Annotated in this window: 18 protein-coding genes and 3 pseudogenes; 12 read left to right on the plus strand and 9 right to left on the minus strand. The window is 44.3% G+C overall.

The genetic code is table 11. The features are described 5' to 3' along the window. Positions 1 to 40: 40 nt before the first annotated feature. Positions 41 to 2,386 (plus strand): ATP-binding protein, encoded by a 2,346-nt coding sequence (locus ACMAZD_RS09120; RefSeq protein ID WP_435246993.1) that lies wholly within the window; start codon positions 41 to 43, stop codon positions 2,384 to 2,386. Position 2,387: 1 nt separating this feature from the next. Continuing rightward, positions 2,388 to 3,275, plus strand: coding sequence for a mechanosensitive ion channel family protein (locus tag ACMAZD_RS09125; protein WP_435246994.1), 888 nt, complete (start codon positions 2,388 to 2,390; stop codon positions 3,273 to 3,275). Positions 3,276 to 3,439: 164 nt separating this feature from the next. On the opposite strand, the gene ACMAZD_RS09130 is transcribed toward ACMAZD_RS09125, so the two are convergent. The 3 genes and pseudogenes from ACMAZD_RS09130 to ACMAZD_RS09140 form a co-directional block, all read right to left on the minus strand. Further along, positions 3,440 to 5,059, minus strand: coding sequence for a methyl-accepting chemotaxis protein (locus tag ACMAZD_RS09130; RefSeq protein ID WP_435246995.1), 1,620 nt, complete (start codon positions 5,057 to 5,059; stop codon positions 3,440 to 3,442). Between the two features lie 273 nt (positions 5,060 to 5,332). Beyond that, positions 5,333 to 7,360 (minus strand): annotated as a pseudogene (locus tag ACMAZD_RS09135) (sensor histidine kinase). After that, positions 7,350 to 8,672, minus strand: a pseudogene (locus tag ACMAZD_RS09140) (sigma-54-dependent transcriptional regulator); the annotation flags it as partial. The pseudogenes ACMAZD_RS09135 and ACMAZD_RS09140, both read right to left, overlap by 11 nt. An 80-nt stretch (positions 8,673 to 8,752) precedes the next feature. On the opposite strand from ACMAZD_RS09140, the gene ACMAZD_RS09145 reads away from it, so the two are divergent. Next, on the plus strand, positions 8,753 to 9,673 hold the full coding sequence (locus tag ACMAZD_RS09145) for an IS5 family transposase (RefSeq protein WP_435246996.1): 921 nt from the start codon (positions 8,753 to 8,755) through the stop codon (positions 9,671 to 9,673). A gap of 50 nt (positions 9,674 to 9,723) precedes the next feature. Here ACMAZD_RS09145 and ACMAZD_RS09150 read toward each other — a convergent pair. Next, positions 9,724 to 9,876: pseudogene (locus tag ACMAZD_RS09150) on the minus strand (sigma-54-dependent Fis family transcriptional regulator); the annotation flags it as partial. 303 nt (positions 9,877 to 10,179) lie between these two features. Between ACMAZD_RS09150 and ACMAZD_RS09155 the strand changes: the two are divergent. The 6 genes from ACMAZD_RS09155 (at position 10,180) to ACMAZD_RS09180 (ending at position 15,510) form a co-directional block, all read left to right on the plus strand. Beyond that, a complete protein-coding gene (locus ACMAZD_RS09155; protein WP_435246997.1) occupies positions 10,180 to 10,986 on the plus strand; it encodes a substrate-binding domain-containing protein in 807 nt (268 codons plus the stop codon). 148 nt (positions 10,987 to 11,134) lie between these two features. Further along, positions 11,135 to 11,833, plus strand: coding sequence for an ABC transporter permease (locus ACMAZD_RS09160; protein WP_435246998.1), 699 nt, complete (start codon positions 11,135 to 11,137; stop codon positions 11,831 to 11,833). A 10-nt stretch (positions 11,834 to 11,843) separates the two neighbouring features. Further along, the gene (locus ACMAZD_RS09165) at positions 11,844 to 12,563 is read left to right on the plus strand and encodes an energy-coupling factor ABC transporter ATP-binding protein (protein WP_435246999.1); all 720 of its coding nucleotides are present in this window, start codon (positions 11,844 to 11,846) and stop codon (positions 12,561 to 12,563) included. Beyond that, complete coding sequence (gene mobA / locus ACMAZD_RS09170) at positions 12,541 to 13,128, plus strand: molybdenum cofactor guanylyltransferase MobA (RefSeq protein ID WP_372142298.1); 588 nt, start codon at positions 12,541 to 12,543, stop codon at positions 13,126 to 13,128. Before ACMAZD_RS09165 ends, mobA begins: the two co-directional genes overlap by 23 nt. Further along, entirely contained in the window at positions 13,125 to 14,942 is a 1,818-nt protein-coding gene (locus ACMAZD_RS09175; protein WP_435247000.1) for a bifunctional molybdopterin-guanine dinucleotide biosynthesis adaptor protein MobB/molybdopterin molybdotransferase MoeA, read from the plus strand. The genes mobA and ACMAZD_RS09175 overlap by 4 nt, the downstream gene beginning before the upstream one ends. Before the next feature lie 301 nt (positions 14,943 to 15,243). Then, positions 15,244 to 15,510 (plus strand): DUF2960 family protein, encoded by a 267-nt coding sequence (locus tag ACMAZD_RS09180; protein WP_004733780.1) that lies wholly within the window; start codon positions 15,244 to 15,246, stop codon positions 15,508 to 15,510. Between the two features lie 171 nt (positions 15,511 to 15,681). Here the strand turns inward: ACMAZD_RS09180 and nagK are convergent, their stop codons facing one another. After that, entirely contained in the window at positions 15,682 to 16,590 is a 909-nt protein-coding gene (gene nagK, locus ACMAZD_RS09185) for an N-acetylglucosamine kinase (protein ID WP_435247001.1), read from the minus strand. Between the two features lie 163 nt (positions 16,591 to 16,753). Then, complete coding sequence (locus tag ACMAZD_RS09190; RefSeq protein WP_435247002.1) at positions 16,754 to 17,500, minus strand: tRNA-uridine aminocarboxypropyltransferase; 747 nt, start codon at positions 17,498 to 17,500, stop codon at positions 16,754 to 16,756. Between the two features lie 72 nt (positions 17,501 to 17,572). Between ACMAZD_RS09190 and ACMAZD_RS09195 the strand changes: the two genes are divergently transcribed. Beyond that, positions 17,573 to 18,376, plus strand: coding sequence for a sterol desaturase family protein (locus ACMAZD_RS09195; protein WP_435247003.1), 804 nt, complete (start codon positions 17,573 to 17,575; stop codon positions 18,374 to 18,376). A gap of 21 nt (positions 18,377 to 18,397) precedes the next feature. Here ACMAZD_RS09195 and ACMAZD_RS09200 read toward each other — a convergent pair whose 3' ends face one another. From ACMAZD_RS09200 to ACMAZD_RS09210, 3 genes are all read right to left on the minus strand, one after another. Next, positions 18,398 to 19,045, minus strand: coding sequence for a helix-turn-helix transcriptional regulator (locus ACMAZD_RS09200; RefSeq protein ID WP_435247004.1), 648 nt, complete (start codon positions 19,043 to 19,045; stop codon positions 18,398 to 18,400). Positions 19,046 to 19,119: 74 nt separating this feature from the next. Continuing rightward, on the minus strand, positions 19,120 to 20,394 hold the full coding sequence (locus ACMAZD_RS09205; RefSeq protein ID WP_435247005.1) for a serine dehydratase subunit alpha family protein: 1,275 nt from the start codon (positions 20,392 to 20,394) through the stop codon (positions 19,120 to 19,122). A 40-nt stretch (positions 20,395 to 20,434) separates the two neighbouring features. Then, entirely contained in the window at positions 20,435 to 20,815 is a 381-nt protein-coding gene (locus ACMAZD_RS09210; protein WP_435247006.1) for a RidA family protein, read from the minus strand. 303 nt (positions 20,816 to 21,118) lie between these two features. Between ACMAZD_RS09210 and ACMAZD_RS09215 the strand changes: the two genes are divergently transcribed. Beyond that, positions 21,119 to 21,856 (plus strand): AzlC family ABC transporter permease, encoded by a 738-nt coding sequence (locus ACMAZD_RS09215; RefSeq protein ID WP_435247007.1) that lies wholly within the window; start codon positions 21,119 to 21,121, stop codon positions 21,854 to 21,856. Positions 21,857 to 21,858: 2 nt separating this feature from the next. Beyond that, positions 21,859 to 22,194: an AzlD domain-containing protein gene (locus ACMAZD_RS09220; protein WP_435247008.1), complete on the plus strand. Its 336-nt coding sequence runs from the start codon at positions 21,859 to 21,861 to the stop codon at positions 22,192 to 22,194. Positions 22,195 to 22,274: the final 80 nt, after the last annotated feature.

Genomic DNA, 22,274 nt, shown 5'->3' on the forward strand with positions numbered 1-22,274 from the left:
AACTATAGTAATCCTAGCCTCATAATTCTAAGAGACTTTTATGCGTTCACTATCGCGCTTCTTATTGTTCACTTTAGCCATGCTCTCTTGGCCTAGTGATGCCAAGTTGGAATATGACTTGCAGTCACTTCCTCAAGTGTCTGACATTGCCCAAGAGCTGGATCAACGTATAAATGCACTCCCCGATCCTCTGTTTATGGAGGCGGCAGATAAACGTAAGGTCAATGTTTTATTAGCCGAAGTACTTCGAGTCCAAAACCAACAAATCGCAACCTTTGATCAACAGCTTCTGGATTATCGAAAAAACAGCGATGCGGATTTGTGGTTTGACGTTGAATCGAGCTACGTCACGTTAAACAGTTTAAATGTGAGTAAGCAGCACTTACTTGAGCAGACCACTACCGCGAACAAAGAACGCCTAACGGGGTTTGGTCCTTATGGTGTCACGCAGTTTAAGCAAGAGTGGCGATTGACTAAGCTCAACATTGAATATTTGGTGTATTTCCAAACTCGTAGCTTCAAAGCGCTGATCACTGACATCTTCATTTCGCCAGTGCCCGTTATTTGGGCCTCTTTGAAAGTGCTGTTTATTTACTTTGCTTTAGTGTGGTGGTTATCAAACAGTACACGCCTGATTGAATTGTTCCGAGTTAATTTCTTGGAAGCGAAACAGAACCCTCCCTTCTTAGTACGTTTGATTTGGTACGTGAGCCGTGCCCATCGCGCCATAGCATGGTTAATCGCGACTACCATCTCATTGCGTATTCTCTCAAGCATACCGAGCTTACAGCACCTTATTTTCCTAGAGATCTTTACATGGTGGATTCTTGGTGGCTCGATAGCCATTAGCTTTATTCTAGAATTCGCGTTCCGTATTAGCCGAACTTCAAACCAAGAAGTCATCGCGCTACGACTTTCAACGATTCGCCGTTATGTATTGAGTTTTATCGTTGCAGGTGTGATTCTTCAGATTTCAATTCGTACGCTAGGTAAAGGCACGATTTACAGTTGGATCTACAGTGCGCTGTTCTTCTGGTTTGTTCTTGTGACCATATCTGTGTTTAGGCTATGGCGTGCGAAGGTATTTGATGCGTTGCATCATATTTCAGACCGCCCTGTTTGGGTGAATTGGGCGGTAAATCGCCAAGACACATTCATTCTCAACATACTGGCGACCGCAATTGGCATTGTATGGCTATCGGTGTATACCTTTCAGCATCGAATCATGGTGTTGCTATCTGGTTATACCCTGTTTAGCCAAGCGTTGGCTTATTTGTTCAGAATTGAAGTCGAAAAACAGTCCGACCTTGATAAAAATCAACAAAATCTTGTGAGAATCAAAGGCGACCAAACCTTTGAATTCGTGCTGCCAGGTTCTATCGATAGCACCTTGATTGACTACGCGGGCGATGAAATTAGACAACTTAATCGTTATCTGATGTCTGATAACCCTACTATTTGTATTTTATCTGGTGAAAGAGGTGTTGGCTCTACAACGCTACTCTACACATTGCTACATAAAGTCACCAATGCGGAGCCAATCTACGTTAGCTGCCCTTATGCCGGTTACAAAGAGCTTCTTTGCCACTTGGCTGTAAGTATCGGACTGGAAGAAGAAGCGACCGAAATCCAGATACTTGCTCATTTGCGTAAAAGTGAAACCACTTACCTGATCGCGATCGACAATGCACAACGACTTGTTAAGCCGATGGTTGGCGGTCTATCAGATTTGATTCGCTTAACCAACTTACTGCGCCGCTCTAAAAAGAATCACCGTGTGGTGATGTCGATTGCTAAATCAAGTTGGCGATTTGTGGATAGAGCTCGTGGCGAGCGTCTACTGTTTGATTTCGTGTGTTTCTTACCTAGTTGGACTGAGAAGCAAATCGGTGAGCTCCTAACAAGCCGTATCAATACCGAGTTAGAAAAACCATTGTCGTTTGATGGATTGGTGGTTCCTAAACAGTGGGATCAAGATGAGATGACTGAAGAAGAACGAGCTCGCCAAGGCTTCTATCGAATTCTATGGCATTACTCTGATGGTAATCCAACAGTTGCTCTACGTTTTTTCCGCTTATCTCTTAATAGAAACAAAGACACCGACCAAGCTGTCGTCAGGCTGTTCCATGTGCCTGAAGCGCAAGAGTTAGAGAACATGCCCAAACCAATGTTGGCCGTGCTTCGCTCGATTGTTCAGCTCGAAATAGCCTCGCCTGAAGTTCTGTCTGACTGTACTCAACTGAGTATTGCTGAGATTACGGGCATTTTGCGCTACTTCGAAAGTCGAGGTTACATTGGTTGGAGTGAAGAGAAGGCAAAGATTTCTGATCACTGGTTCCGCCACATTACGAACGTTCTGGACCGTCAACATCTACTGGTGAAGTAAAATGAAGAAATTATTTATCCTATTACTTGTTGGCCTTACGACTATTGTGAGTTTTCCGACTTTAGCGACGGAAGAGTTTGCTAACGTAGAAAACATCTCGAAGATTGCGAGTTTAGTGCGATGGAGTGGTGTGTTTTTCTCCGCTATCGTCATTGCCGCAATGTGGCTATTGCTCAAATTCATCAACTCCTTGGTAAGGAGCTTTGGTAGCCAATTTGTGCAATATCGGATGCTACTACAAAAGCTTCAGTCGTTTATGCAGTTCTTCATCTATATGAGCACGGGTCTAATCGTGTTTATGATGAGCTTTCGTATCAACGACCAAATACTGGCTCTGATTGGCGGTACCCTCGCCGTGTCCGTTGGCTTTGCGCTTAAAGACTTGGCGGCCTCTTTCATTGCTGGTATCACGGTGATGATCGATAGACCCTTTCAGGTTGGTGACCGCGTCACGTTCGAAGATAACTACGGAGACATTATCACTATTGGTTTGCGTTCTGTTCGTATGAGAACGTTGAATGATGACATCATCACCATCCCGAACAACAAGTTCTTAAATGAAGTGACGACGAGTGGTAACTATGGTGCATTAGATATGCAGGTGGTGATTCCGTTTTACGTAGGAATGGATGAAGACATCACCTTAGCCCGAGACTTAATTCAAGAAGCCGCTTCTTCAAGCCGTTACATCCACTTGCCGAAGCCAGTTACTGTTCTGGTTAAACAAACCATTACCGACAACTATCTAGCGATACAACTGACTTGTAAGGCTTATGTGGTCGATACGGCGTACGAGAAATTGTTTGAAACCGACATTACCCTTCGAGTGATGAAAGAGTTTAAGAAACACAACATCAATCCTCCGAAGATTTCAGTGACGGCACATTAACAAGATTGGCTTACCGCGCTTCTTTTTCTTAACGCTCTTCTTTTGTTGATCGAGTTAGCAATCCAGTCATCTACAAACGAAAAAACCTCCGAACTTGAGATAAGTTCGGAGGTTTTTTTATGAGGTTTGAGCTCAGATCTTGCTCGGCAAAACCTAAGTTGGGATTAAACCTTAAAGTACTTCAACTGATCAGTAAGGTGTTCTGTGGTGTTGGCCATTTTCTGGCTGTCTTCTGCCAGCGACTGTGAAGCTTGCAGTACTTCGTTAGCCGCCAGGTGAATCCCAGTGACACTTTCACTCATTTCGGTTGCTACCGTGCTCTGTTGCTCCGAGGCTGCCGCAATTTGAGCTACCATGTCGTTGGCGTTGTGCAACTCATTCACAATCACATCCAGTTGTTGGCGTGTTTCATTCGAGGCTACAACACTGTGGTCCACTTTCTCGTTGCTGCTTTGCATCGCTTTAAAGGTACGCTCGGCTTGCTGAGTGAGTTTCTCAATCGTCGATTGCACTTCATTGGTTGAGTTCTGAGTGCGGCTCGCAAGGTTACGAACTTCGTCTGCCACAACTGCGAACCCTCTTCCTTGTTCACCCGCGCGTGCCGCTTCTATCGCAGCGTTTAGGGCTAGCAAGTTAGTTTGTTCTGAGACATCACGGATCACGCTGACCACTTGGCTTATCTCGCTCACTCCGGATTGTAGGTCTCTTACCAATTCGTTAGCCGTAGAGATATTTTCTGAAACTTGAGAGATCGTCTTAGACGTGACCTGCATGTTTTCGTCGTTCTGATTCGCATGATTGACGACTTTATTGGTGCTTGCGGCCGTGTTCTCTGCATTAACCGCGACATCTGAAATAGTGGCGCTCATTTCTGTCATCGCAGTAGATAGTAATTCCAGCTGCGCGTGTTGCGAATTGACACTGGTCGCCGCCTCTTCACTCGCTTGTGCAATGTGACTTGCCATGTTGCTCGATAGATCCGCAGATTCATTGGCGGTACGTAGCGTGCTTTGTAGCTTATCAAGCATGGTATCGATCTGCTGGCTCATGTCTCCTAGTTCGTCTTTACGCGTCATGTTCATACGCACACGAAGGTCGCCATCGGCAATCTTATGGGTGTTATCGATAAGCTTATTGAGAGGTACAAGGATGTTATTAGATATCGCGTAGCCCATCGCAAACAGTAGGCCAGACAACACAACCGCAACCATGCCTTCCTTAATCGCCAACGCGTAGAACGCATCTTGGATATCCGCGACCAATATTCCAGAACCTAGCACCCAATTCCATTCAGGGAACAGTTGTACGTACGAGATCTTGTCTTTCAACTCTCCATTCGGGCTCTTCCATTGGTAATCAAGAAAGCCTTTCTGTTGCGCAGTTTGAGAAATGGTCACCATCTCACGCCAGTGATACTTGCCCGCGCCATCTCTTAAGTTAGCCGCGTTCTTGCCATTGAGCTCTGGCTTAAGTGGATGACTAATGATGTTGAGTTGCTGGTTAAGGATCCAAAAATAGTTGGTGCTGTCATAGCGAAGCGTTTCAATGGCTTGCAGTGCTTGTTTCTTTGCTGTCTCTTCGCTAAGAACATTTCGTTGGTCATAATAGTGTTGAGCTAGGCTGACCGCTGTTTCGACTTGAGCACTGAGTTTATCTTGCCGCTCTTCCATGGAGCTAGCGCGCTGTTGCATTAGATTAAAAGTGGATGCCATTACCAATAGAACAACCGATAAAATGACGATGGATACGAGTTTTGATTTGATAGATAAGTTACTTAATTTCATAGCTGACTGACTTTATTATATGTTTTGATTATGGATTCTCGACCAAGTTATCAAAATTTCACACAGTTCAGATGATATGCATCAAGGCCGAAAGATATACATTTTGTTACATAACTAAAAGGAGGTGCTCGTCAAACAGGCAGGTGTTGAAATTTAGTGGGTGATAGTTTGAAAGTGCGGAATTTTCGGGCTTGGTCTGAAACGTTCATGTAACAGTCCAAGCGCGTTAGAAATATCATCGGATGATAATATCAGTGAATTGGTTCTTAGAACTTATAGATTGGATACTAGCAATTGAGGTGTGGCTTTTTGTTGAAGATAGATACTAAAGCGGCTCCCTTTGCCCACTTCAGATTCAACACGTATCTCGCCGCCCGTTTGGCTCAAGATACTTTGAGATACCGACAAACCTAAGCCTGTACCGTCTCGTTTGGTGGTATAGAAAGGCGAGAAAATACGTTTCAATTGTTCTTCTTTGATACCACAGCCTTCATCTTGAACATGAACAATCGCCCCATGAGACACGCCATTTTCAACCCAGTCTTCACTTGAAATAGTTAATGTGCCTTTTCCGTCCATAGCGTGAATCGCATTCATCTGTAGGTTAACCAGAATCTGTAGCAATTGGTTGCGATTGACTTCGACAGACGTTTTCGCGTGCAGTTGGGATACGTACACAATGCCTTTCTTCTTCGCCCCCGTTTTGACAAGCGTAATACTCTCATCAACGATTGGATTGATGTGTTGCCAAGTGATCTCATCTTGTACGCCACCATGACGGCTATATTGAAGCAGGCTTCGTGTGATATTTCGGATTCGGTCGATCTGCTCCATGATCGCGTGGACTTCTTCGTCTACACGAGCCACTTCATCACCGAGTTCAAATTTCATCAACTCGACATTACCAAGAATCACCGCCGTCGGGTTATTAATCTCATGGGCAATGCCAGCGGTTAACTCACCTAACGCGGCTAGTTTTTCACTGACCACCAGCTTGTCTTGAGCTTGATTCAACAGCTTGATATGCCGTTCGAGTTCTTCGGTTTTATCTTTCAAACTAGCAGTTCGAGAATGAACCTTACATTCGAGTTCTGAAGCAGCTTGTTGGATCTCTTGATTACGTTCGTGCAGCAAATCCAACATCTTGTCGAATTGCTTAGCGAGCAAAGTAAGTTCGTGTTGGTCGTTTAAACCCAACGTACCAATTCGCTTGTCTTGCCCCATCTGGACAAGCTTCACGACTTTATGAATGCGTTCAATAGGATTGAAAAGATCACGCGCACCACGGTGAACGATCAAACCAGAAGCCAGTAACAACAGCACAATCGTAATGCTGATTTCACCAAGGTTGGTTAAGTACGTTTCCACCAATAGCCAAATCAAATAACCGGTATAAATCATACCGATGACGTTATCGAATTGGTCATGAATTGGTTGATAAGCGCTGATGTACCAAGCGTCGTAAACGTAAGCACGATCTAGCCACTCTTTACCTTCATTTAAGACTTTTGAGTGAACCTCATGTGAAACACGAGTACCAATTGCGCGCCCTGCACTTTCTTCACTGCTCAGCGGCACATTGGTACTCACACGAAGGTCATTAAGGAAAACCGTGACCGTGCCAATACGACGATTAAAACCATCGCGTTGCGGATAAATTAGGTTACTGATCTGATCAACTAACTGCGTGCTGTTGTTAAGCAGGATCCCGCCATCGAGAAAACCAATCACGTGATCATTCTTGTCTCGAATCGACACAACGGTGCGGCTAACTAAACCCCGAGTTTCAACATTTTGACTATTGAGCATTGGGACTTCGGCTTGCCTTGCAAGGTTTTGGTCTAGTTCGTTGAGTTCGTTTTGGCTTAGAACACTAAAGAATGACTCTTTGTGGGTCAGGTTGAGGTATTCAAGTTTCTTTTCCATGCTCTCGACGCTGCGCCAGCGTAGAAAATCAAGTTCATAGCGAGATTTGTTTTCAGATACCCAGCGTGTGAGCTCTTTTTTCGAAATATCACTCGCGAGTTTGATTCGGAAGTTGTAAGACTCGGCAAAGGCTTGAACGTTATAGGCCTGTTGGTTTTGAATCAGATGAATACTGCTGTCTGCAACATCTAAACGCTCATCAACATCAATTAATGCGCCCTGCTATGTGTAATGAACAGACCAGTACAAAGTGATCGCAACCAGAGCACATAAAGTTAAGATGATCGGCGCAGACGTTAAAAATAGCAGGCGATAACGCACCATGGTTCTGAATCGGAACGCCCACTTTGACCACCACTGACGTCTAATCGGCATATTCAGAGCCTTCTGTATTCCACTCTTTGTATTTACGCTCTAACGTTTTACGAGCAACGCCAAGATCTCGAGACGCAGCTGATTTGTTTCCATCATGAAAACTAACCAACTGTTCTATATGCGCTTTCTCTACATCTTTGAGCGTCCAAGTGTTCGGATAACCTTCAACGGCATCATTGTTATCCAAATTAGGTAACTCAGCACCGTGTGACACCGTCACTGAAATACTGGTGGGCGCTGGGTCGCCGTTAATTTCACGCCAATAGTGAGCTGGTGGCTTGTCTAATAAGATGCAACGTTCGACCAAGTTTTTAAGTTCACGAATATTTCCTGGCCATTCGTATTCGTTCATCGCCAAGATATCTTCATGCGCCCAGTTTGGAACAGGTACACCCAACTCGCTCGATAACAAATGAGTGAAATATGGTACCAGCTCAATCAGATCCGATGGACGCTCTCTTAATGGCACGACATCAATCTTGAGTACATTGAGTCGGTAGAACAGATCGCGTCGGAAGTGTCCTTTGTCGACCTCTTCCTGAAGATTTCGGTTGGTTGCTGCGACAACACGTACATCGACAGCGATCTCTTTCTCACTGCCTACCGGACGAATTGCGCGTTGCTCTAGCACGCGTAATAGCGCTGCTTGCATTGGCAGTGGCATTTCCCCGATTTCATCAAGGAACAATGTGCCGCCACTTGCGACTCTAAATAAGCCTTCTCGGTTTTTCTTTGCACCAGTAAAGGCACCAGAGGTGTGGCCGAACAATTCACTTTCTAAAAGCTCAGGAGCAATCGCTCCACAGTTGATTGGAACAAATGGCCCTGTTCGTTTGCTGGCTTCATGTACGCCACGGGCAACTAACTCTTTACCTGTCCCCGACTCACCTTCGATTAACACCGATGCTCTTGACGGGGCGAATTGACTGATGAGTTGTTTAAGCTGTTTGGTTTTATCTGAGTTGCCGATCAATTCGGTTTTGATATGACGGCTAAAATCGCGCTTCAACGCGTATTGCATTCTTTGGTCTAGACGCTTGTCCATGCAGCGAAGTACGGCTTTTATCATCTGTTCTAAGTTGAAAGGCTTCAAAATAAAATCGGAGGCGCCAAGCTTAAGTGCGGATATGGTCATTTCGAGATCAGCATAACCCGTCATAAAAATAACATCGGCGCGTTTGTCGGCGTCGTTGAATACCTCTTCCCATTCAATGCCAGAACGACCAGGGAGATTGATATCTAGAACGATCAAATCGAAGTGCTCGTTACAACGTATAACCTCGGCTTCTTCTACCGAACCGGCACTGGATACCGGCCTTGTTGCTTAAATCGATGGAACTAAATCAGGAAGCTACGATCTGATCGGATACACCCATCAATCGTCGTAGTCTCATGCCTAAACCTCGTTACAAAACAACTAACTGGAAGCAGTATAATAAAGCCTTAATCAACCGTGGCTCTCTGACTTTTTGGATTGATGAGGAGACGTTAGCCGAGTGGAAGCAAAACAAACAAGGCAAGCGTGGTAGACCTCGCCGATTCAGCGACTTAGCCATTACTACCGCTCTGATGGTGAAACGCGTTTTCTCTATGCCATTGAGAGCGCTGCAAGGTTTTCTAGACTCCGTCTTTAAGCTGGCTAACATCCCTCTGGTTTGCCCACACTACACCTGTATAAGTCGTCGATCTAAGGATGTTGAGGTTTCATTTAAAACTAAAACCAGAGGTGCGATACAACACCTAGCCATTGATGCCACTGGTCTCAAGGTTTATGGCGAAGGTGAATGGAAGGTCAAGAAGCATGGAACTGATGGGAAGCGAAGAGTCTGGCGTAAGCTGCACATCGCAGTAGATACAAGCACCCACGAAATAGTCGCAGCAGAGCTGAGCTTATCTAACGTAACCGATGCCGAAGTGCTCCCCAACTTACTTAATCAGACACGTCGGAAAATCATTGAGATATCAGGTGATGGCGCTTATGACACAAGGAATTGCCATGATGCCATACGGATCAAGCGAGCTGTTCCGCTCATCCCACCAAGAGAAGGGGCTGCCTTCTGGGAGCGTGGTCACCCCCGAAATCTCGCCGTGGGTTGCCAGAAGTTATATGGCTCAAATAAGTATTGGAAAGAGCGGTATGGCTATCATAAGCGCTCTCTATCAGAGACCGCGATGTACCGAGTAAAACAGCTGCTAGGTGGGAAATTAAGCCTGAGGAACTACAACGCTCAAGTTGGCGAGACTTACGCTATGATTAAAGCCCTGAATAAGCTTACAGGGCTTGGTATGCCTGAAACACAGTATATCGATTAAGAATTAAGCACAATGGGGCAGGCATGCCTTCTCTCTGAATTAAGCAACAAAGCCCTGGATACCTTGCCAAAATACTTACCTAGTGCTTTCTTAAGAATAGCCTGCATACCAATTTCATCGTCGACCACCAAGACAGAAAATGCCTGATATTGAGTCAATGTGTTGAAGTTGAGGTTAGAGGCGCTTGAACTAGGTAAAAACATAATGATCAGCCGATAGGGAAAGTTGGGACAGAGTGTACCAATTAACCTTTTACGCAACAGGGTCAATGTGCGACATTTTGTCCTAGCTCATATTTTGTTTTAATTTATGAGGTCAAAAGACGCAGTTTCGTTCGAAATAACAGCAATTCAATGAGATCTGACGCATTATTTATTGGCACTAACATTGCTTATAAGGTGATGATTTCTAATTATAAAAATTAGCATCGTATGAACATGACCTTCTTTGAGCCCCTTGAAGTTGAAGGCGTATCATTCATATATAACAGAATGGACATAATAATAATGAAAGCAATTCCCTTAACTATTGTCGCTTTATCTATCGTCAGTTACTCGGCTAGCAGCGCAGAAGACACCACCCACATCAAACTTGCGACAACAACAAGCACGTATCACTCTGGCCTACTAGACTACTTATTACCTAAGTTCGAAAAAGACTCTGGTATTAAAGTAGACGTTCTTGCGGCAGGTACGGGTAAATCGCTTCGTATGGGTGAGAACGGCGACGTCGATTTGGTGATGACTCATGCACCAAAAGCAGAAGCGAATTTCGTTGAACAAGGCTACGGCGTTCTACCTCGTAAGCTGATGTATAACGATTTTGTTATCGTTGGCCCACAAGCTGACCCAGCACACATTGAATCTCAAAAAGCAGTGGCTGATGTGTTCAAAGCGATTGCAACGAACAATGTGACGTTCGTTTCTCGTGGTGACGATTCTGGTACTCACAAAAAAGAGATGGGCATCTGGGCACAAACCAAAGTGGAACCAAACTTCGGCGGTTACCGCAGTGTTGGTCAAGGCATGGGCCCTACTCTGAACATGGCGTCTAAAATGCAAGGCTACACCATGACAGACCGTGGCACCTGGTTAGCTTACCAAAACAAACTTGACCTAAAAGTATTGTTCCAAGGTGATAAGAACCTATTCAACCCATACCAAGTGATTCTAGTAAACCCAGAGCGTTACCCAACCATCAATTACCAAGCAGCGAAAACGTTCAGTGATTGGTTGGTTAACCCTAAAGGGCAAAAACTGATTAACGACTTCAAGCTACACGGCAAACAGTTGTTTGTTGCTAGCGCCGAATAGTCGTCATTGCACTATTCTTACAGGGTAAATAGTGAACTCGAAAAGAATCAATAGCTGACTCACCCTGTTTCACAAACCCAGTGTCAGCTATTACCCAAATATCAGCATTACTTTTTAAGACTTATTGTCGCTTTAAACGAGATACTTCATGACCCTATGGCAAACAACGCTTGATGCAATGAATCTACTGGTGAGTTTTGACCACGAACTGTGGAAAATCGTCGCGGTATCCTTCAGCGTTTCATTGTCCGCCATTTCTCTGGTGATTGTTCCTGCAATCATTATGGCTTTCTTATTGGCTTACACCGAATTCCCCGGTAAATGGGCGCTGCTTTCGGTAATTAACACCTTACAAGCGATACCAACTGTGGTGATTGGCTTGTTGATGTACATGATGCTCTCTCGTTCTGGCCCACTTGGTGATTGGCAACTGCTGTTCACCCAGAGGGCTATGATTCTCGGTCAGATGCAGATCTGTTTCCCTATTCTGGTTGCTATGATGCATGGCGCGCTGCAAGCCAGCGATCGCCGAGCAGTAGAAACGGCACGTACTCTTGGAGTCTCAACCACTCGGGTCGCGTGTACTTTAATTTGGGAAACACGATTCCCTCTGTTGGCAGCGACCATTGCGGCATTTTCACGTATCGTAACCGAAGTCGGTTGTTCGATGATGGTGGGCGGCAACATTATGGGAATGACACGAAATATCCCAACGGCTATTGCTATGGAAAGTCACAAAGGCGCATTTGCTCAAGGTGTGGCACTTGGTATGGTTTTATTAGCATTGGCATTAGCCCTTAACTTTTTCCTTTCCAGTGTGAGAGGAAAAGGCTACTTGAGAACTTAGGAACGCTGTCATGAGTATAAAAATAACAACGCAGCAAATTTCAATGCGCTATAAAGAGCGTGTTTTGTTCCACATTCCAGAACTGTCGATCGGCCCTAACGATGCGATTTATCTCAAAGGCGACAACGGTGTTGGCAAAACGACCCTACTTAAAATTTTGTCAGGATTGATCAAGCCGAGCTCTGGTCGTATTCAGTCCCCGACACAAAGTTGGCAACATAGCTTGTTTCCCAGGCTAAAATTTAAAGACATCATCTATCTACACCAAACCCCTTACCTTTTTGATGGTTCGGTGTACCAAAATGTCGCTTATGGCATTCGCTTTAATAAAGAGAGCCAAAAAGATAAGCGAGCTCAAATAATTAATGCGTTGAGAATGGTAGGTTTAGAAACCCTAGCAGACGAGCACATTTCTGTTTTGTCTGGTGGTGAGCGTCAACGCGTAGCAATGGCACGAGCTTGGATTCTCAAGCCTTCAATCTTGCTGATGGACGAACCAAGTGCTTCTTTAGACAAAGAATCTATTGAAAGACTGGTCATTATGGCCGAAGATCTTCTTCAGAGAGGCGCGAGTTTGGTCATCACTAGCCACCAAACTAACGCGTTAACCAATTTATGTAAGAAGCAGTGGTGGCTCAAAGACAACACTTTGACTGAATCACCGCTTCTGCAAGTTATTAAAAAGAACAAAGCACAAGAGAATATTTATGCTGCTTCCAACGCAAACTAGTTGGGTTATTTTGGCTGGCGGACAAGCCAGTCGTATGGGCGGAAAAGATAAAGGACTCGTTAAGCTCAACGGTTCTCCGCTTATTCAATACGTTATAGACAAGCTGTCACAACAAGATGTCAGCATTACCATCAATGCCAATCGTAACCTCGACAGTTACCAAGCATTTGCTCCGGTTGTTTCCGATTCATTTCCTGATTATCCAGGTCCTTTGGGTGGCATTCATGCTGGCCTTAAAAACGCGGCTACAGATTGGGTTGGCTTTGTTCCTTGCGACAGCCCTCAAATCAGTGACGACCTTGTTGAACGTTTTTGTGCTGCAGTAAAAGAAGACAGCGATATTCTAGTGGCTCACGATGGCGAATTTAAGCAACCTGTATTCACCCTGTTCCACAAACGTGTTCTTCCAAAGTTAGAAGCGTTTTTAGAGCGTGGCGACCGCAAGATCATCTTGTTATACAAAGAGTGTGTGACTGAGTACGTAGACTTTAGCGACGCGCCTAACTGCTTTGTTAATCTCAATACGCCAGAAGAACTCACCCAATTTGGAACGCTTCAATTATGAAAGATTCAAGACAACGCCCTAACCTTCCTTTATTGGGTTTTGCTGCTTACAGCGGCACAGGCAAAACAACCGTACTTGAAGCGTTGCTGCCTCTGCTGACTAATGCGGGTTTAAAAGTGGGTGTTCTTAAACATGCTCACCACGATTTCGATGTCGATAAGCCAGGTAAAGACAGCTACCGCCTACGTAAAGCGGGTGCAAATCAAATGCTGATCGCTTCGCGTAACCGTCACGTGATGATGACAGAAACGCCAGAAGCCGAAGCTGACTTTGATTACCTTCTGACACGCTTTGATACCAACACGCTGGACTTGATTCTGGTTGAAGGCTGCAAGAACATCGCCTTCCCAAAAATTGAACTGCACAGAGACGAAGTCGGTAAGCCTTGGCTATATCCAAACGATGACAACATTATTGCGATTGCTGCGGACAGCCAAGTTGAATCAGACTTGCCACAAATGGCGATCAGCGACTTAGAAGCGATTCGTGATTTCATCATCGAATATGCTCAGTCATTCAATCCTTCATCGACAACAAGCAAAACCGCGTCGTGTTCATCTTCAAAAGACGATACACCTGTTGTGTGTTGTGATTCCTTCTCTCCTGCTGGTCTAAGCGTTACACAAGGTCAGCAAAAGATCGTCGATAGTATTGATGCGTTGGTTCTCACTGAATCAGTGGCGTTAGAAAAAGTCTACGGTCGCGTATTGGCTGAAGATGTCATCTCGCCAATCAATGTGCCTCAAAACACCAACTCTGCGATGGATGGCTACGCAATCCGCAGTGAAGATTTAGAGTTGAATAGTTACCAACTGGTTGCTGAAGTCATGGCTGGCCATAGCTACGATAGAACCGTTCAAAAAGGTGAAGCCGTTAAGATCATGACGGGCGCTCCAATGCCTGAAGGTGTTGATGTGGTTCTGATGCGTGAGCAAGCCGTTCAAGAAGGTGAATCAGTTAGCTTCCCAGACGCTAAAATCTCTGTAGGACAAAATGTCCGCATGGCGGGTGAAGATTTAGAAATCGGTCAACCTGTTTTTACTCGTGGTACACGAATCGAAGCACCAGAAATGGGCATGATGGCGTCACTGGGTTTTGGTAGCTGCCCTGTTCTACGTAAAGTAAAAGTCGGCGTGTTCTCGACGGGTGATGAAGTTCAAGCACCCGGTAGTGAGCAGAAGCCGAACTCTATCTACGACTCGAACCGTTTTACTATCATCGGCATGCTTCAGAAGCTAGGTTGTGACATTGTTGACTACGGCATCATTGAAGATGACGAACAAAAGATGATGGATCTACTTCATGCTGCGTCGTTAGAAACCGACATGGTTCTGACTTCAGGTGGCGTGTCTGTCGGTGATGCTGACTACATCAAACTCGCATTAGATAAGTTGGGTGAGATTAACTTCTGGCGTATCAACATGCGTCCGGGTCGCCCTCTTGCTTACGGGAAAATTGAAGACAAACCTTTCTTCGGTTTACCGGGCAACCCAGTTGCCGTTATGGTGTCGTTCATTAACTTTGTTGAACCAGCTATTCGTAAGCTACAAGGTCAAACCAACTGGACACCAGTGAAAGCGAACGCGGTAGCGACTGAGCAATTACGATCTCGTCAAGGTCGTACTGAGTTCAGCCGCGGTGTGTTCTCGATGAACGAATCCGGTGTGCTTGAAGTGAAAACAACCGGTAAGCAAGGTTCAGGTATTCTGCGTTCGATGAGCGAAGCGAACTGCTTAATCGAAATATCGCCAGCGGTTGATACAGTGAAAATTGGTGAGACGGTAACGGTTATTCCACTTCAAGGGCGTGTTTAATTTAAGGTTCAATGAGACCTAAATTGATTTACCAGATCTTTAATTGACTTAGCTGCTTTTTAATTGATTTGGAAGATCTTCGCCAAAACATAGATGAAGCCCCTTCTATCAAGTTTTGATGTTAAGGGGCTTTTTGTTCTTTTCGTTTCGTGAAAGACCACCTGTTCGTTGCCTAAAAGACAATAGCTTAAATTACGCTAAACGTTAGAACGATAATCTTAAGATTTTTTATCATAACCTTGAGCCACGTACTGTTTTTATGTAGAGTGCGCGCAAAGTAATAATTCTATTGGAGAGCATCATGGCTCGTACCATTCTGTACACTTACAAAGACGAAGACAAAGAGTTACTGTTTTCGAAACAAGAACACCGAACGATCCAAGAAGCTGTTGCTGCAGCTGAAGGTATCGACATCACCGAGTATCTAAAAACTGAGCAACAGCTTGAGTTTATTTCTGATACTAAAGCGGTTCGTAACTATCAAGATAACTATTTCCGTAAGCTTGGCTTTACTAAGCTTACGTTGAAGCAAAAAGACAACCTTGGTGTTGGCAAAAAGAAGAAGTAAGCCCTCTGGCTTCTTTTTCTCGATCTGTAGTTTCTAGCTTTTCGTTTTCACTTGAGAGCTAAGAAGTTAAGAGCTAAGTTCTAAAGAAACGAAAACACCGAACAATAAAAAATGCCGCAACCTCTTTCGAGATTGCGGCATTTTATTGATGCTTTTAACGTTAAGTTGCGATTACTTAATGTTAAGGAATGCAGCGCCACGAACACCGCCTGAATCACCGTGTTTCGCTTTGATGATCTTAGGACACTTCGCTACAGACAGTAGGTACTTAGGTATGCGCTTTGGCATTTCTTCGTAGATAAGTTCGAAGTTTGAAAGACCGCCACCTAATGCAACAACATGTGGGTCAAGACCGGTAAACAGGTTCGCAAAACAGATAGCCAATAGCTCCATGAAGCGATCTACGTGCTGAGCCGCTTTTGCTTCACCTTCGTTGTATGCTTGGATGATTTTAATCGCTTTCTTCTTCTCACCGAAGTAGTGCTCATAAATTAATTCGAAGCCACGACCTGATAAGTAGCTGTCTAAACAACCTTTTTTACCACAACCACAACCTAATAGCGGTGCGTTGTCGCCAAGGTGGAACCATGCATCAATAGGAAGACGCATATGGCCGAGCTCGCCTGCAACGTGGTTACGACCAGAGAAAACCTTACCTTCATAAACTAAACCGCCACCGAAGCCAGTACCTAGAATTAGGCCAGCCACTGATGGTTCATCTTTAAGTTCATCATCCCATGCTTCTGAAAGCGCAAAACAGTTCGCATCGTTCTCGATTTTCACACTACGACCAATAAGCGCTTCTAAGTCTTTACGTAGTGGCTTGCCTGTTGAAGCTGGTACGTTAACAACCAGCATTGTGCCGTCGTCAGCGTTTTCCATGCCAGGAAGACCAAGGCCAATTTTGCCTTCGCAAGAGAATTCGCTGTCGTATTTTTTAACCAAGCCAGCAATCGTATCAAGCAGTAATTGATAATCGCCTGTTGGTGTAGGAACACGCTCTGTTGCTACTCGCTCAAGTTTCTCATTGAATGCACCAAACTCAATTTTTGTGCCGCCAACATCGAAGCCGTAATACATGAAATCTCTCCAATTTTTCCCTAAATTCGGGCAAATAAAATTTTTAAATTAAACAACTAAGGAGCATTATCCATAACACTCCCCCTACAAACCGTGATAGATAACAAACTTATCTCATGATCGAGTCTGTTTGAACAACAAGTCAGCACAAAGCGGTTAAAGGTTAGAGTGACGTCTCACTTTTACTGTGTTCTATGAAAGTGTTCAGGCTAGGTTTGGTCGGATCTGACTTATAACGCGTCTTACTTAGCATGTAGCTTTCTCGAAATGCTTCAAACCATAGCTGTAAAGTCTTAGCACCCTGCACTTCACCTGCTTGCTTTAGCACTAAGCTCGCGACTTCTGCAGTAGAAAGGTGTTGTTCGTTGTCTGACTTACGCATCATGTATTGAGAAACTGATTCAGGCTCAATCGAAAGCACAGGTAAACCTTGCAGATACTCTGAACGACGAAAGATACGTCGTGCTTCACGCCAGCTGCCATCAATGAAAATCAGCAATAACGTTTTGTTTGGGTCACGCATTTCTGGCAGGTCTTGAACCACGCGTGTTTTGTCGTCGGTATAATCTTCAGGGAATACGATCACGGGTTGGTATTGGTCATCTTTGAGGACTTCCAACATCTCTTGATTTGGCTCAGTACGATGCCAAAGGTATGCATAGCTGTCCTTAACCGTGTCGACAATGAGTCGCCCAGTATTGCTTGGTTTCAAGATTTCGTTATCTGACAAGATCAACATGGTGGCGACGTTCGTATCTATGTTTGGTTGATGCTCGCAGATACAGCTGTCTTGTTTGATTTTGCAATACTCGCATCGCACTACTTTACAACCGCGTGCATTAAATGGCTTAGTGGCAATGGATAAACGGTGTTGGTATAAACGGTGGAAAGCGTGGATTCTCATGGACAATAACGACAGATAGAACTAGAAAAGTGGCACGATTGTACTTACAGTGGCTTCATAATGATAGAAGGAATTCTTATGCAGGACCCAGAACTACTACGCCTTGTTTGTTTTATCGCCGCTTTCATCATGTGTGCGTTGTGGGAGTATAGAGCCCCTAGAAAAAAGCTGACTCAAAGCAAATGGTTTCGTTGGGGGAATAACTTATCTTTGATGGCTCTTAACAGTGTTTTAATGGCGACATTAGTACCTGTTGCGGCCTTTCAAGCTGCGTTCATTACCGAGCAAAATCAGTTGGGTCTGTTTAACACCATCTCATTGCCTTTTGAAATCACCGTATTTTTGTGTATCGTGTTGTTGGACTTAGCAATCTATACACAACACTTGGTCTTTCATCGAATCCCCTTGCTGTGGAAACTACACAGAGTTCATCATGCTGATCTCGATATCGATGTGACAACGGGTACACGCTTTCATCCGATTGAGATGATCTTATCGATGTTGATTAAAGTCGCTCTGATTTTCGTACTCGGCGTTCCGGCATTAGCGGTGTTGACCTTCGAAGTGGTATTAAATGTGAGTGCCATGTTCAACCACAGCAACGGCCGATTGCCTCTATGGCTGGATAAACAGTTACGTAAAGTGATTGTCACGCCCGACATGCACCGTGTTCACCATTCCGTCATTGTTAAAGAAACCCATTCGAACTTCGGTTTCTTCTTGTCGGTGTGGGACATTTGGTTTAAAACCTATCGCACTCAACCTAAACTTGGTCATGACAAGGTCAATATTGGTGTTCCAGAAATACGCGATGGAAAAGAGCAGCGACTGGATAAACTGATCACCCAGCCATTTAGATACAACCAGAAAACTAAAAACTAGACAGCAAACTCGAGCCAAACGTTACGCTTTTAGTTCGCGTAGATAGCGATAAATGGTGTGGATCGAGATATCCAGCCCTTTTGCTGCTATTTGCGCACTGTCTTTCAAATCGAAAATACCCATTTCATGTAATCGCGTCACAATCTCACGACTCTTCTTCGATGGTGCAACCTCAGGATCACTCGTCACCTGCTCTCGCACGGTTTCAATTGAGCTGTGCATCATCTCTTCATTACTGCGGGCAAAAGTTTCAGGCGTTGTTTGAGGCCTTTCTAAGTGTGGAAGCAAACAAGGAACCAGTGAATGCATCACTTCTTGGAATGGCGCATCGAGGTTGGTGTTGATACATAACAAACCGATGGCTTTCTGTTGAGGATTTCGAATTATCGTCGTCATAGAACGTAAGGTTTTGCCATCGGGACATTTTGTCATATAGGCGCCCGACACATCTTTACCTTGAGTCAGCTTCATTAGCGCTAAGTTGGTAATCGGCGCGCCTACGTCTCGACCGGTGACATGACTGTTCGCGATTTTGATAATCGAAGGGTTGCGAACATCTAAACTGTGCAATAACACTTCCGTATGCTCGCCATACATTGCAGCAATACCGTCAACGATGTTTTCGATTGAGTGCAAAATATCATAATCACTTTGAGCTAATTCAAACACTGAGTCCTTCCTCTCTGGTGAAAAAACCGCTAAGTAAAAATACCAAGCGGTTTGTTTTATTCTAATAAGTTCGATTACGCTGACATTATATCAATAATCGTTGAGTCTGTAACACTCATACCAGCGGTAACCAATTTTCCAATATTGCGGATACTGGTCTCGACATCATTAGCAACAATGCCTTGGTTATGAGCTTCATTACATCGCATCGCCATTAAGAAGCCATTTACCGCCGCACTGGTTGAGGTTTTTACCTTCATCGCACAAGTCGATTTCGCACCATCACAAACCATCCCAGAGCAATCACTTAGAACGTTCTGAATTGAATAACAACCTTGCTCAAATGAGCCTTTAGCAAGGTACACCATCGCCATCGCAGCAGCTGCACTGGTGACTGTGTTGCCACAAAAAGCAGAAAGCGGTGGATAGTACGACTTGATGTAAATGGCACCAAGATGGCTCATGATCAGCGCACGCGCCAATTGCTCTTGTGATGATTTAAAGTGCTTGGCAATCACAACAACAGGTATTGTTGCAGCAATACCTTGGTTACCACTACCAAAGTTACTCATCGCTGGTAGTGTCGCACCGCCCATACGAGCGTCAGACGCCGCTGCGGTTTGCATAACGATGCTGTTCACAAGATCTTCGCTCATTAAACCAAGTTGGATACCTTGTTCCATGGTCCGACCAACCTCGAGTCCATACGCGTGGTCAAGGCCTTGTTGCGACAGCTTGCCGTTAAGTTCAGAGGCTTCCAAAATAAACTGAATATCTTCGAAGTCTGCACTCGTGGCATAGTTATAGATACTGCCAATATCAATATCTATCCCTTCACAAATCGATCCTGTAGATACCGTTTGGTCGCAATCTTGACTGAATAGAACCGTACCATTTAAGGCCTTGGTGATGATCTGAGTATGACCACCGCTGATTTCAACCGTCGCGATTTGTCCTTCAGACTCAACTTCAGCATAACAATAAATGAATTCATCGACATCTTTACGATGTGCGCTCACTTGCCCTGCATCAATGAGTGCCTGAGCTTTATCGACATCTTGTGCGGTGATCTTCGCTAGAACTTCTAAACCAGCGTGTGGGTCCCCACCAATTGCACCAACAGCTGCAGCAATAGGTAAGCCGATTTTTCCTGTTCCCGGAACAAACACGCCCATAGAGTTTTTGTATAAATTATCCGATACATACACTCGAACTTTATCCGATGTACCCACAAGCATCTTGGCCGCAACTGAACAAGCGTAAGCTGCGGAGATGGGTTCTGTGCAGCCAAGAGCGGGTTTAACTACGGTATTTAAAATCTCTTTATACTGCTGCCATTGTTGTTTCATGGTAAGGACCTCACACTATTCTTCAATTATTTACGACCAGCTACTTACGACCAGCAATTGCTTCAATTTCGATTTTCACACCGAGAGGAAGATCCTTCACTGCAAAGCAGCTACGAGCAGGACAATCCGTTTCAAAGAACTCTTTATAGACCTCGTTGAACGCAGCAAAATCGTTAATGTCTGATAAGTAACATGTTGTTTTGAGTACAGCGTCTAGGTTACTGCCTGCCGCTTGTAAAACATATTGAAGGTTAAGCAACGACTGGCGGGATTGTTCGCTAACATCGCCTTCCACTACGCCGCCCTTTTCTTTACATACAGGCAATTGGCCTGATGTAAAAACTAGGTTACCCATCGCGTTGCCGTGTGAGTAAGGTCCGATAGCTTCAGGTGCTTTATCTGCTGTAATGATTTCTTTCATGTTTAATCCTGTTCTTAGTTGCCTAAATATTTCAACTACAGTTTAACCATTGAAAACCATAAAATGCAAAAATAGTTGCAATAAAATCAACTCAAAAAGAATAATCAAAGATACCAAAAATGAAATAAGAACTAAACAATTGAATTAAAAGAATTTATTGCACCCCCTATTTTTGTTTGACCCAAGAATACCGATCTAAATCAAATAAATTTTAATCTGTGTTTGAAAAATAAATTAATCACCAATACGATTCTAACCATAATTTGCAAATAAATTTGATTTTTTAATTTAGGGTGAGCAGTCATGAGTAAACAACAAATACAGACAGGGCTACGTGCCATCTTTCCGTTGTGCGTAGGCGCATTTCCATTTTCATTCATAGTCGGGGTAATCAGTATTACGGCAGGAATGAGTGTTACTCAGAGCACTTTGTGGTCATTCACTGTGTTTGCGGGTTCATCGCAAATGGTCGCACTAGGCTTAGTTCAATCGTCGGCGAGCATCGTCGTTATCATGTTTACCACTTTTATTATCAACCTTCGTCACATACTCTATAGCGCATCCATGTCTGAACACATGAAGGAATATCCTATTCATATGCGTATGTTGATGTCTTACGGGCTAACGGACGAGGTTTACGCAGTAACAATCAATGAAATGAAGGCAGAAAAAGAAGGACGTCATTGGTTCTATTTAGCCGCGATGGGCGGATTTTGGGTTAACTGGGTCGTAGCAGATTTCTTGGGAGCTCTGATTGGTTCTTCGTTCCCTGAAATTGCTAACTATGGTTTAGATTTCGCAATGGTTGCAGCCTTCATTGCTATTGTGATTCCGCAAGTCAAAAGTCGCGAGTGCATTGTGGCGGCCATCGTTGCGACATTCACAGGCGTTCTACTGGCTGAAGTACCCTACTCACTTGGTCTCGTTATCGCAGCGGTTGTGGGCGTTTACGCGGGGTATCGTATGGATCTATCGACAGAGAAAGGAGAACAAGAAACAACACAAACTGGTTTACTAATCGAAGAAAGCGGAGTGGCATAACTATGAATACAACGACTTTTATTCTTATTACTTTAGCGATGGCGGCAGCAACCTTCATCATTCGTTTCTCTGTGATTGGTATGGCGGGCAAGTTTGAGATGTCGGAGCGTTTTAAAAAAACGCTGCGCTTTGTTCCCGTTACGGTTTTACCTGCGATCATTGCTGTGGAGATTTTAGGTGCGGGGCCTGAAATGGAATTCGATCTTCACAATCCAAAGGTTTTGGCTGCGATTGTTTGTACGCTTGTTAGCCTTCGTTTTGATCTGATTTGGGTTGTGATCAGTGGTGTTGCCTCACTCATCTTTTTCCAACAAATAATGCCTATGTTACCGATATAGAGAAGCTCAAATACACAGGTAAATAATGTAAAAAATAAAAGGTAGAGTCTCGTACTGTACCTTTTGCGTAAACCCTATCA

It is taken from the genome of Vibrio sp. nBUS_14 (assembly GCF_051201655.1).
Taxonomy (GTDB): Bacteria; Pseudomonadota; Gammaproteobacteria; order Enterobacterales; family Vibrionaceae; genus Vibrio.

Coding starts and splice junctions, on each gene's coding strand:
- ACMAZD_RS09125 (WP_435246994.1), top strand. CDS start 2,388: ATGAAGAAATTATTTATCCTATTACTTGTTGGCCTTACGACTATTGTG.
- ACMAZD_RS09215 (WP_435247007.1), top strand. CDS start 21,119: ATGAGTAAACAACAAATACAGACAGGGCTACGTGCCATCTTTCCGTTG.
- nagK (WP_435247001.1), bottom strand. CDS start 16,590: ATGTATTACGGCTTCGATGTTGGCGGCACAAAAATTGAGTTTGGTGCA.
- ACMAZD_RS09160 (WP_435246998.1), top strand. CDS start 11,135: ATGACCCTATGGCAAACAACGCTTGATGCAATGAATCTACTGGTGAGT.
- ACMAZD_RS09155 (WP_435246997.1), top strand. CDS start 10,180: ATGAAAGCAATTCCCTTAACTATTGTCGCTTTATCTATCGTCAGTTAC.
- ACMAZD_RS09195 (WP_435247003.1), top strand. CDS start 17,573: ATGCAGGACCCAGAACTACTACGCCTTGTTTGTTTTATCGCCGCTTTC.
- ACMAZD_RS09180 (WP_004733780.1), top strand. CDS start 15,244: ATGGCTCGTACCATTCTGTACACTTACAAAGACGAAGACAAAGAGTTA.
- mobA (WP_372142298.1), top strand. CDS start 12,541: ATGCTGCTTCCAACGCAAACTAGTTGGGTTATTTTGGCTGGCGGACAA.
- ACMAZD_RS09175 (WP_435247000.1), top strand. CDS start 13,125: ATGAAAGATTCAAGACAACGCCCTAACCTTCCTTTATTGGGTTTTGCT.
- ACMAZD_RS09145 (WP_435246996.1), top strand. CDS start 8,753: ATGCCTAAACCTCGTTACAAAACAACTAACTGGAAGCAGTATAATAAA.
- ACMAZD_RS09220 (WP_435247008.1), top strand. CDS start 21,859: ATGAATACAACGACTTTTATTCTTATTACTTTAGCGATGGCGGCAGCA.
- ACMAZD_RS09210 (WP_435247006.1), bottom strand. CDS start 20,815: ATGAAAGAAATCATTACAGCAGATAAAGCACCTGAAGCTATCGGACCT.
- ACMAZD_RS09130 (WP_435246995.1), bottom strand. CDS start 5,059: ATGAAATTAAGTAACTTATCTATCAAATCAAAACTCGTATCCATCGTC.
- ACMAZD_RS09165 (WP_435246999.1), top strand. CDS start 11,844: ATGAGTATAAAAATAACAACGCAGCAAATTTCAATGCGCTATAAAGAG.
- ACMAZD_RS09205 (WP_435247005.1), bottom strand. CDS start 20,394: ATGAAACAACAATGGCAGCAGTATAAAGAGATTTTAAATACCGTAGTT.
- ACMAZD_RS09120 (WP_435246993.1), top strand. CDS start 41: ATGCGTTCACTATCGCGCTTCTTATTGTTCACTTTAGCCATGCTCTCT.